At 70.8% G+C, this 10,373-nt stretch carries 8 protein-coding genes; 2 read left to right on the forward strand and 6 right to left on the reverse strand.

From position 1 onward, the window contains the following. Positions 1 to 36: 36 nt before the first annotated feature. The 6 genes from ACFWEJ_RS08530 to ACFWEJ_RS08555 form a co-directional block, all read right to left on the reverse strand. Entirely contained in the window at positions 37 to 771 is a 735-nt protein-coding gene (locus ACFWEJ_RS08530) for a DUF624 domain-containing protein (RefSeq protein ID WP_377228770.1), read from the reverse strand. Continuing rightward, complete coding sequence (locus ACFWEJ_RS08535) at positions 768 to 2,834, reverse strand: beta-galactosidase (RefSeq protein WP_377228771.1); 2,067 nt, start codon at positions 2,832 to 2,834, stop codon at positions 768 to 770. The genes ACFWEJ_RS08530 and ACFWEJ_RS08535 overlap by 4 nt, the downstream gene beginning before the upstream one ends. Next, positions 2,831 to 4,444, reverse strand: a complete 1,614-nt coding sequence (locus ACFWEJ_RS08540; RefSeq protein ID WP_377228772.1) for a xylan 1,4-beta-xylosidase — start codon at positions 4,442 to 4,444, stop codon at positions 2,831 to 2,833. The genes ACFWEJ_RS08535 and ACFWEJ_RS08540 overlap by 4 nt, the downstream gene beginning before the upstream one ends. An 88-nt stretch (positions 4,445 to 4,532) precedes the next feature. Continuing rightward, a complete protein-coding gene (locus ACFWEJ_RS08545; RefSeq protein WP_377228773.1) occupies positions 4,533 to 6,179 on the reverse strand; it encodes an extracellular solute-binding protein in 1,647 nt (548 codons plus the stop codon). A 59-nt stretch (positions 6,180 to 6,238) separates the two neighbouring features. Beyond that, on the reverse strand, positions 6,239 to 7,189 hold the full coding sequence (locus tag ACFWEJ_RS08550) for a carbohydrate ABC transporter permease (RefSeq protein WP_377228774.1): 951 nt from the start codon (positions 7,187 to 7,189) through the stop codon (positions 6,239 to 6,241). Then, the gene (locus ACFWEJ_RS08555) at positions 7,183 to 8,124 is read right to left on the reverse strand and encodes an ABC transporter permease (protein ID WP_377228775.1); all 942 of its coding nucleotides are present in this window, start codon (positions 8,122 to 8,124) and stop codon (positions 7,183 to 7,185) included. Before ACFWEJ_RS08555 ends, ACFWEJ_RS08550 begins: the two co-directional genes overlap by 7 nt. 225 nt (positions 8,125 to 8,349) lie before the next feature. Here ACFWEJ_RS08555 and ACFWEJ_RS08560 point away from each other — a divergent pair, with 225 nt between their 5' ends. Both ACFWEJ_RS08560 and ACFWEJ_RS08565 read left to right on the forward strand, forming a co-directional pair. Next, a complete protein-coding gene (locus ACFWEJ_RS08560) occupies positions 8,350 to 9,366 on the forward strand; it encodes a LacI family DNA-binding transcriptional regulator (protein ID WP_377228776.1) in 1,017 nt (338 codons plus the stop codon). 15 nt (positions 9,367 to 9,381) lie between these two features. Then, the gene (locus ACFWEJ_RS08565) at positions 9,382 to 10,341 is read left to right on the forward strand and encodes an NAD(P)/FAD-dependent oxidoreductase (protein ID WP_377228777.1); all 960 of its coding nucleotides are present in this window, start codon (positions 9,382 to 9,384) and stop codon (positions 10,339 to 10,341) included. Positions 10,342 to 10,373 lie beyond the last annotated feature (32 nt).

Here is a 10,373-nt window from a genome sequence, read left to right on the forward strand (position 1 = left end):
GAGTCGCAGATCGGACAATGGTGTCCTGACCGCGACTCAGCCCGCGGGCGTGAACCGCTGCTCGACGTCGGCCAGGACGGGCTGCGCGTTGCGCAGCACGAGGGCGAGCCAGACCACCGCGAGCAGGCCGAGCACGGCCTCCGTGGTGAGCACCACGATCCCGGCGGCCAGCACCAGCAGCGAGAGCGTGCCCAGCGTCACGAGCGGCCGGGCGCCCAGGTAGTGCGCCGCGAGCCGTACCGAGTCCCGGGTGCGGAACCCGAAGAACGACACGATCACCAGCGCGTTCACGGTCCACAGGGCCAGGCCCGCGCCCACCACGACCAGCACTCCCGCGTACCAGCCGGGCACGCCGCCCGCGCCCACGTTGGCCAGGCCCAGCACGACCACCACGCCCGCGGCGAGCGCGGGCACCCACACCTTGAGGGCGTCCTTCCAGTTCAGGCGGTACCCGCGCCAGAACGACGCAGCCGGGGTCAGCCCCTCGGCCCGGGTGCGGTCCCGGAGGGCGAACAGCCCCGCCGACACCGCGGGACCCACCGGCAGCAGGCACAGGGCGAAGAGCAGCGCGTTGCCCGGCGTCCGCTCCAGGAGCAGGGACGCCAGCGCGCCCGGCAGGACGGCGACGACGAGCAGCAGCTCGACGACCAGGTGCCAGTACACGAGCGCGGTGGCGCGGCCGAGCACGCCCTCGCCGAACTCGCGCCGCTCGCCGTCCCCCCGGCGCCCGGCGCCCGGGCCGCCCGCGCCGCCCACGCCGCCGTGGCTCACGCCGGCTCCCCGGGCGAGTCCTCGCGCGTGTCCTCGCGCAGGAGCACGACGTCGGTCGGGTCGAGCCGGAGCGTCTCCCCCTGCCGCACGGCCCGACCGGTCAGCAGGTCGACGCCGGACGCGTGCGCCACGACCTCGACGGGCCCGGTCGCGTGCGACAGCACGAAGGCGAACCGCACGCCGTCCTTGGACCGCACGGCGAGCTCGACGTCGGGCACGTCGGCGTACGGGCCCACGAGCCCGTGGCGGTCGAGCACCCGGCGCACCACCCAACCGACGCCGGCGTCGTCCAGGCCGGTCGCGACGTACCAGGCCTCGCCGCCGTCGGCCCCGCCGGGCCGGTGCCGCGTCACCGCGGGCGTGCCCGCGTAGAACTCGGTGCCGTAGGTGCCGACCACGTCGGCACCCTCCGGGACCAGCACCTCGAACACGAGCCGTGCCGCCGAGACCACCTCGTCGGCCCCGTCGGTCAGCGTCACGGGGTTGGCGACGCCCGGCTCCGCCGAGTCGGTCTCCTCGACCCGGACGCCGAACAGCGGGGCCAGCGGACCGGGCGCGTCCATGAGGTACGCGTTGGCGTCCTCGTCCGCGCGGCCCGACCAGAACGACGCGAGCACCGAGCCCCCGCGCTCCGTGACGGCCGCCAGCCGCTCGGCGACGTCGCCCTTGAGCACGTGCAGCATCGGGGCGAGCACCACGTCGTACCGGGACAGGTCCGCCGTCGTCGGCACGACGTCGACCTGCGCGCCCGCCTGCCACAGCGCGCGGTAGTACGCCAGCACCGTGTCCACATAGCGCGCGTGCCGGTTGAAGCCGTCCGTCATCTCGGCGACCCACCAGGAGTCCCAGTCGAAGAGCAGCGCGACGCGGGCGGGCGTCCGGGCGCCGACGACGGCGTCCCCCAGCCCGGCCAGCTCGCCACCCAGGGCCGCGACCTCGCGGAACGCGCGCGTGTCCGTGCGCCCGGCGTGGTCCAGGACGGCGCCGTGGTACTTCTCGCTCGCCCCCTTCGACTGCCGCATCTGGAAGTAGAGGACGGCGTCGGCGCCGTGCGCCACGGCCTGCCACGACCACAGCCGCAGCACGCCCGGCCGCTTCACCGGGTTCACGTCGCGCGAGGCGGTGATGGTCGGCGTCTGCTCCATGACCCAGAACGGCGCGCCGTCCTTGAGCCCGCGCATGACGTCGTGGGCCAGGGCCATGCGCGCGTGCTCGCGCGGTCCCGGCGGGTAGTTGTCCCAGGAGGCGAAGTCGAGGTCGGCGGCCCAGCGGTGGTAGTCGATGGGCCGGAACATGCCCATGAAGTTGGTCGTCACGGGTGTGGTCGCGTCGTGCTCGCGGATGCGCGCCTTCTCGTCGCGGTAGTTGGCCAGCATCGCGTCGGACATGAACCGCCGGTAGTCGAGCGTGATGCCCTGGAACGCCGTGTGATCGGGTCCGCGCCAGTGCTCGCTGAGCATGTTCGGCGGCACGATCTGCGCCCAGTCGCTGAACGTGTGCGACCAGAACGTCGCGTTCCACGCCTCGTTCAGGCGCTCCAGCGTGCCGTACCGCGCGCGCAGCCAGTCCCGGAAGCCGGCGGCGCACAGGTCGCACCAGCAGCCGCCGTCGAACCCGCCGTACTCGTTGCCGACGTGCCACGCGACCAGGCCGGGCGTACCGGCGTACCGCTCGGCGATCCGGCCGGCGAGCTCCGCCGACAGCCGCCGGTAGACCGGCGAGCTGGGGCACGCGTTGTGCCGCTGCCCGAACACGTGGCGCCGGCCCTGGAAGTCGGTGCGCTCCACCTCGGGGTGCCGGTGAGCGAGCCACGGCGGCAGCGCTCCGGTGGACGTGGCCAGCACGATGCCGCGCCCGCCCTCGACCGCGCGGGCCACGATCTCGTCGAGCCGCGCGAAGTCATAGGTGTCCTCGTCCGGCTGGAGCGTGGCCCAGGAGAAGACGTTGAGCGTGACCGTGTCGATCGACGCCTTGTCGAAGGCCGCGTAGTCGTCCTCCCAGACGGCGCGTGGCCACTGCTCCGGGTTGTAGTCGCCGCCGTACAGGATCTTCGAGTCGGTCACGCGTCGTCCTTGTCGTTCGGGGTCGGGCTGCCGGCCGGGGTGTCGTTCGGGGTCCGGCCCAGGATCCGCGCGTCGTCCAGCCATGGCGGGGTCTCGTCGCGGACCGGGTCCAGGGTCACCAGGGTGATGCCGTGCCGGCCGAGGGTCAGGTCGAGGTCGACCCGGCCGCCGTCCGCCGCCGGGACGACGGGAAGGGAGAAGGCGCGCCGGGCGGGTTCGCTCGCCTCGTGCAGCGCGTCGAGCTGCCTGCCCGACGGCGACGCGGGCCGGCCCATCTCGCGCCACGCCGCCCACGCGTTGCCGGCGGTCTCGTCCACGTCGTGCCGCATCACGAACACCCGCGACGCGTCAGACCCGTGGGTCCCTCCGGTGACCTGTGCGTCTGACACGACGGGGAGGCTCAGGCGGATCTCGTGGCGGTCCGGCTCCGCGGGGTCGTCGGTGCCGCCCACGGGCTGCCAGGCGAGCACCGTCACCCGGCCCGTGGCGGCGTGGCGCGTGACCAGGTGGTCGGCGCCGCGCGCCAGCACCTCCTGACCCATCCGCGCCATGAACGCGTACAGGTGGTAGGTCGGCTTGCGCACCTGACGGTGGCCCAGCATGCCGAACCCGCCGTGGAAGAACGACGCCGGCACCCCCTCCTCCTCGAAGACGTCGCAGAACGTCCAGTAGGAGAAGGAGTCGGCGTGCTCGCCGCCGCCCGCGAGCACGGGCGCGAGGTAGGCGGCGTTCCAGGCCGTGTCGTGCACCGGGTTGTCGGGCCGGTAGCTCGTGTTGAACTCCGTGACGTGCAGCGGGCGGCCCGCGAGCGCCGTCCCGGCGAGGATCTTGCCGGGCCGGGCGAACTGGTCGAGCAGGTGCTGGGGTCCCCGCAACGTCTGGTAGACGCCGAACGGCACGTGCTGGGACGGGCCGGAGCTGTAGGCGTGCACGGAGAGGAAGTCGGCGGGCAGGTCGCGCCGGGTGACGAACTCGGCGAAGGGCTCCCACCAGTCGTCCGCGCCCGGGGAGATGGCAGGGCCGCCCACCTGGAGCGAGGCGTCGACGTCCTTCACCGCGTGCACGGACGTCTCGTAGAGGCGGAAGTAAGCCTCCTGGTCCGCGTCCTGCCAGAAGTGGGCGAGGTTGGGTTCGTTCCACACCTCGACGGGCCAGGTCCGGACCTCGTCGAGGCCGTACCGCTCCACGAGGTGTTGCAGCAGGGCCCGCACCAGGCTCGCCCACTCGGCGTGGTCGCGGGGCGGGGTCACGTTGCCCAGCCACCAGAACACCGTCTGGTCGCCGGAGGCGAGGGCCCTGGGCATGAACCCGAGCTCCAGGAACGGCTTGATCCCGAGCCTGAGGTAGGCGTCGACCACCTGGTCCACGTAGGTGAACACGTAGGCGGTACCCCGGTGGCCGGCGGCGTCGTACGTGCGGTGCACGGCGACGTCGTCGTGCAGGATGCCGTGGCCCCGGATGTACCGGAAGCCGATCTCCCGCTGCACCAGCGTCAGCGACTCCTGGTAGTCCTGGCGCAGCGCCAGGTTGAACCGCCCGGTGCCCACGCAGGTACGCCAGGCGTCCCCGAGCTGACCGATCCCCGAACCCGAAACAACAACCCGCTCCACAACACTCCTCTCCAACCTCGTTGAGTGCTGGGTATCTGTCGGATCGGACAGCCGAATCCAACAGATACCCAGCACACAACGAAGGGGGTTACTTGGTTACGCCTGCCGCCTGGTTGACGGTGTCGACGTAGGTCGACATCCCGGCGCTCTCCAGCTCGGCGACGTACGCGTCCCACTCGTCGAGCGGGCGCTCGCCCAGGATGAACTGGGCCGTCGCCGTCATGACCTTGTCCTGCAGGTTGGTCTGCGTGAGCGAGGCCTCCTCGCGCTGCATCTCGTCCATGGCGATGCCCGGACCCTTCTCCGCGACGTCCTTCTGGTTCATCTCGTCGAGGAAGTCCTGCACCTCCGGCTTGAGCGTCGACTTGACCAGGTCGGTGGTGGAGCCGTGCGCGAGCGTCCACACGCCGTTGTAGTAGCCGAAGTCGGTGTTCAGCAGCTTGGGCGCGCCCGGGTTCAGGCCGCTCCAGTCGACGTCGTCGGCCAGCGTGCGGGTGCCGTCGGCGTCCTTGGTGTAGGTCTCGCCCTCGACGCCCCACTTGGCGAACTCGAGGCCCTCGTCCGAGTAGTACAGCCAGTCGACGAACTGCAGCATGGCCACGAAGTCGTCCCGCTCGGCGGCCTTCGACGAGAGCGCGATGCCCGACTCGAACCGGCCGCCGGTGGTGGCGTCCATGATGTTGCCCGCCGGGCCAGCCGGCACCACGATGTGCTTCACCTTGGCGTCCTTGTCACCCGCCTCCTCGAAGCCGGTGCGGTAGACCACGACCTCCTGGTCGTTCGACCCGAGGGCGGCGACCTTGCCGGTGCTGAACTTCGCCTTGGCCGGGTCGTCCTCCTGCGTCAGCCCCTCGGGGTCGAGCAGGCCGCGGTCGACCAGGTCGGCGAAGTAGGTGACGAGCTCCTTGTAGCCCTCGGAGGCGCCGGTGTACTCGTACTCGGAGCCGTTCCAGGTCACGCCGTCGCCGTAGCCCCAGCCCGCCTCGGTGCCGAAGTTGCCCGCCGCGGCCTGGAGGGTGGCCTCCATCGGCCCGTTGATGGACCAGCGCTCGGTGTACGGGTAGTCGAGCTCGGGGTGCTCCTTCTTGATGACCTCGAGCTGGTCGGCGAACTCGTCCCACGTCTTCGGGTCCTCGAGCCCGGCGTCCTCCCACCAGTCCTCGCGGATGGCGATCGAGTACGACGGCTTGGGCTGCTCGAGCAGGCCGGGCAGCACGTAGAACTTGCCGTCGGCCTGGCGCAGGCGGTCCAGGTCCTCCTGCAGACCCCACTTCTCGATCTTGTCCTGGAAGTTCGGCAGGTAGTCGAGGTAGTCGGAGATCGGCAGCACGGCGCCGCCCGAGGTGAGCGTCTCGACGTCGGCCGCGTAGGTGGACGGGATCAGGTCGGCGGCGTCGCCCGAGCTGATCAGCAGCGAGCGCTTCTGCTGCCAGTCGGCCAGCGGCACGGACTGGATGTCGAAGGAGACGTTGTGGTCCTCCGCCAGGCGCTTGATGATCGACCAGTCGTCCTTGAACGGGTAGTTCGGGTGGTCGCGGTACATGAGCCCGAACTCGAGCGGCTCGGTCGCCTTGAAGGTGGTGCCGACGCCGAAGTCCTCCATGGCGCCGGTCGTCTTGTCGGAGACGTCGACGGCGGTGGCGCCGTCGTCGTCGCCGGAAGAGCACGCGGTGAGCGTGAGTCCGAGGGCGACCACGGCGGTCGCCGCGACGGCCCTTCTTGGGGTGATCCTCATTGATTTCCTCCGGGGTATGAACGTCGTCGTTCGACGGCGGACGGGTTCGACGGCGCTGCTCAGCCCTTGACGGAGCCGAGCATCACGCCGGACACGAAGTACTTCTGGACGAACGGGTAGAGACACACGATGGGCAGCGCCGTGAGCAGCATCGTCACTGCCTTGACGTTGGCCCCGATCTGGACGGCGACGTCGCTGAGCCCCTCACCGGTGCCGGTGGCGCCGGCGATGATGTTCCGCAGGAACACGGTCACCGGGTACATCTGGGGGTCGTCCATGTAGAGGAACGCGGGGAACCAGGAGTTCCAGAACCAGACCGCGTAGAACAGGACCATCGTGGCGAGCACCGCCTTGCTGAGCGGCAGCACCACCCGGAAGAAGATCCCGTAGGTAGTCAGCCCGTCGATCGCGGCGGCCTCCTCGAGCTCCACGGGGAAGTTCTCGAAGAACGACTTCATGACGAGCAGGTTGAAGACGTTGATCGCCTGCGGTACGACGACGGCCCAGATCGTGTTCTTGAAGCCGAGCTCGCTGACCAGGATGTAGTTCGGGATGAGGCCGCCGGTGAAGAACATCGTGAAGACCGCGAAGCCGATCAGGATCATGCGGCCCTTGAGGTACTTCTTCGACAGCACGTAGGCGAACGTCGTGGTCAGCGCCATGGCGATCGCGGTGCCCACCACTGTGTAGACCACGGTGTTGAGGTAGTTGCGCCAGAACAGGTCCTGCTCCAGCACGGACATGAGGGTGGTCGTGTTGAACCCGATGGGCCACACGGTCACGTCGCCGCTGCGGATCCCCGCCTCGGAGCTGAACGCCCGCGCCGCCAGGTTGAGGAACGGGTACAGCGTGACGGCGGCGACCAGCACCAGGATCGTCGTGTTGACCCAGCGGAACACCGTGTAGCCGGGCGTGTCCTTGACGGTGGTCGTCTCCGGCCGGGGCCGGGACAGGTCGGGGACGTCGGAGCCCACCGGCTCGGTGGTCGGGGCGGGGGCGGTGTTCACCACAGGGAACTCCCGGTGACTCGGCGCGAGATGGCGTTGGCGGAGAAGACGAGGACCAGGCCGATCACGGCCTCGAACAGGCCGATCGCCGTGGCGTAGCTCAGCTGCCCGGAGGTGAGGCCGACGCGGTAGATGTACGTGGAGATCACGTCCGCCGTCGGCTGGGTCAGCGTGTTGTAGAGCAGGAAGATCTTCTCGAAGCCCACCTGCATGAACTGGCCGATGTTCAGGATGAGCAGCACCATCATCGTGGGCCGGATGCCGGGCAGCGTGACGTGCCACGTCTGCTGCCAGCGGTTGGCCCCGTCGATGCGGGCCGCCTCGTAGAGCTGCGCGTCGATGGTGGTCAGCGTGGCCAGGTAGAGGATCGTGCCCCAGCCCACGGTCTGCCAGACCTCGGACGACACGTAGATGGTGCGGAACCAGTCGGCCTGCTGCATGAACGAGATCGGGTCCCCGCCGAACAGCTTGACCAGCCGGTTGACCGTGCCGTCCAGCGACGTCAGCTCGAACACGAAGCCCGCGACGATCACGACGGACATGAAGTGCGGCAGGTAGCTGACCGTCTGCACGAACCGCTTGAACACCCGCGAGCGGAGCTCGTTGAGCAGGAGCGCCAGGATGATCGGCAGCGGGAACACGACCACGAGCGTCAGCGCGCCGATGATCACCGTGTTCTGGAACGCCTGCCAGAACACCTGGTCCTGGATGAACCGCTCGATGTAGTAGAAGCCGACCCACTCGTCGCCGAAGATCGAGCCGCCCGGCCGGAACCGGCGGAAGGCGATGATGTTGCCGGCCATGGGCAGGTAGCGGAAGACCAGGAACCAGATGATCGGCAGGAGCGCGAGGCTGTAGAGGCGCCAGTGCTTGCGCAGTGCCAGGCCCCACGTTTCCTTGCCGCGTAGCTCTGTTGCGCCGCGTAGCTCGGTTGCCATCCCCACCTCTTTGTGGAACGTTTTCGAAACTATCGACGTCAATGCCGATAGTGCTTGTCGTGAGGGACAGTAGGGTGAGATCCGCCGACACGTCAAGACATGCCCAGAACGTGGTGGTTACGATCCAGACACGGCATTCCAAGCCAGGAAAGTGGCCCGATACTGGCGCGAGACGGTGTACCTTCGGGTCGAAAGTTCCGCTGACATGACCGAAAGGTGGGTGCGATGACCGGCGTGAGCCCCGGGCCGACCATCGCGTCGATCGCACGCGAGCTCGGTCTCTCGGTGCCCACCGTGTCCAAGGTGCTCAACGGCCGGGCCGACGTCGCCCCCGCGACGCGCGACCGCGTCGAGGCCGCGCTGGAGAAGCACCAGTACCGGCGGCGCCGCCCGGCGACGGCGCCCGCGGGCAGCGGTCTGATCGACCTGGTCTTCCACCGCCTGGGCTCGGCCTGGTCCATGGAGATCATCCGGGGCGTGGAGGACGCCGCCGCCGAGCTGCGGACGAGCGTGATCCTGTCCGAGCTGGGCGGCGAGCACCGGCCGCCGGCCCGGTGGCTCGACACCACCATCGCGCGGCCGCCGCTGGGCGTGCTGCTCGTCGCGGCGAACCTCTCGGAGGCGCAGCACCAGCAGCTCGACCGGCGCGGCATCCCGTACGTGGTGATCGACACCGACGGCGAGCCGCCTGCCGACGTCGCCTCCGTGGGCTCCGACAACTGGAACGGCGGGCTGCAGGCCACGCGGCACCTGCTCGCGCTGGGCCACCGCCGGATCGGCATGATCACCGGGCCCTGGAACATGCTGTGCAGCCGCGCCCGCGTCGACGGGTTCCGGTCGGCGCACGAGGAGGCGGGCGCCGCCGTGGACCCCGCGCTCGTGCGCGAGGGGAACTTCTACGTCGAGACGGGCTTCGAGATGGGGCTGGACCTGCTGTCCCGGCCGGACCGCCCCACGGCGGTGTTCGCGGGGTCCGACATGCAGGCTCTTGGCGTGCTCCGGGCCGCGCACCAGCTCGGCCTGCGGGTCCCGGAGGACCTGTCCGTGGTGGGCTACGACGACCTGCCGCTGGCCTCCTGGGTGGGCCCGCCGCTCACCACGGTGCGGCAGCCGCTCCGCGAGATGGGCGCGGCCGCCACCGAGATCCTGCTCGACATCGCCCGGGGCAGGTCACCCAAGGTCCGCCGGCTCAATCTCTCGACGGAGCTGGTGGTCCGGGAGTCGACGGCGCCCCTGGCCTGAGAGAGGGTGGGGTTCATGTCGAACCGAGTCGTCGTGGTGGGTGCCGGCATCGTCGGCGCCTCCCTCGCCTACCACCTCGCCGCGCGCGGGCAGGCGGTGACCCTGCTGGACGCGGGCCTGCCCGCCTCCGGCGCCACCGGTTCCTCGTTCGCGTGGATCGGACGGCCGGAAACCTGCGACCTTCCCTCGGCGCCGCTGCGGTTCCTCGCCCTGGACGAGTACCGGCGACTGGAACGCGAGCTGCCCGGCCTTCAGGTCTCGTGGACCGGGTCCCTCACCTGGGGCGACGGTTCCGGCACCCCGCAACACGCCCCCGACGACGGCGCGCTCGACCCCGTCGAGGTCACGGAGCTGCTGGTCGCCGCGGCCGTCGGGCGTGGCGCCGAGCTCCGCGTCGGCACCCCGGTGATCGGGCTCGTGCGGGACGGCTCGGCCGTGACCGGCGTCCGGACCGGCGGCGGGGTGCTCCCGGCCTCGACCGTGGCCCTGGCCGCCGGGACCGGGACCACCGCCCTGGCCGCCGGCATCGGTGTCACGGCGCCGGTCGAGTCGTCGCCCGCCGTCCTGGTGCGCCTCCGCGCCGCGCCAGGCCTGGTGCGGACGATCGTCGCCCGCCCGGAGCTGGAGGTCCGGCAGCGCGCGGACGGGACCCTGCTGCTTCCGCTGGCCTATGCGGGACAGACGAACCGGGCGGCCCTCCAGGACACCGCCGAGGAGGCCCGGCGGACCCTGCTCCGATACTTTCCCGGGGCGTCGGACGTCGAGATCGTCTCCGTCGAGATCGGCTGGCGGCCGATGCCGGCGGACGGCGAACCGATCGTCGGCGCCGCACCGGGCACGGCCGGCCTGTACCTCGCCGTGATGCACGCGGGCATCACGCTGGCCGCCGCGGCCGGCCGGCTCGCCGCCGAGGAGATCACCACGGGGACCCCGGCGCCCGAGCTGGCCGGCTGCCGCCCCGACCGGTTCGTCTGAGACGCGCGCCGCGGCGGCAGGCGTCGCCGCGG

It is taken from the genome of Promicromonospora sp. NPDC060204 (assembly GCF_042728455.1).
Classification (GTDB): Bacteria; Actinomycetota; Actinomycetes; order Actinomycetales; family Cellulomonadaceae; genus Promicromonospora.

Bases quoted from the DNA above. Each gene is read 5' to 3' on its own strand.
- ACFWEJ_RS08545 (WP_377228773.1), bottom strand. From the start codon at position 6,179: ATGAGGATCACCCCAAGAAGGGCCGTCGCGGCGACCGCCGTGGTCGCC.
- ACFWEJ_RS08555 (WP_377228775.1), bottom strand. From the start codon at position 8,124: ATGGCAACCGAGCTACGCGGCGCAACAGAGCTACGCGGCAAGGAAACG.
- ACFWEJ_RS08560 (WP_377228776.1), top strand. From the start codon at position 8,350: ATGACCGGCGTGAGCCCCGGGCCGACCATCGCGTCGATCGCACGCGAG.
- ACFWEJ_RS08565 (WP_377228777.1), top strand. From the start codon at position 9,382: ATGTCGAACCGAGTCGTCGTGGTGGGTGCCGGCATCGTCGGCGCCTCC.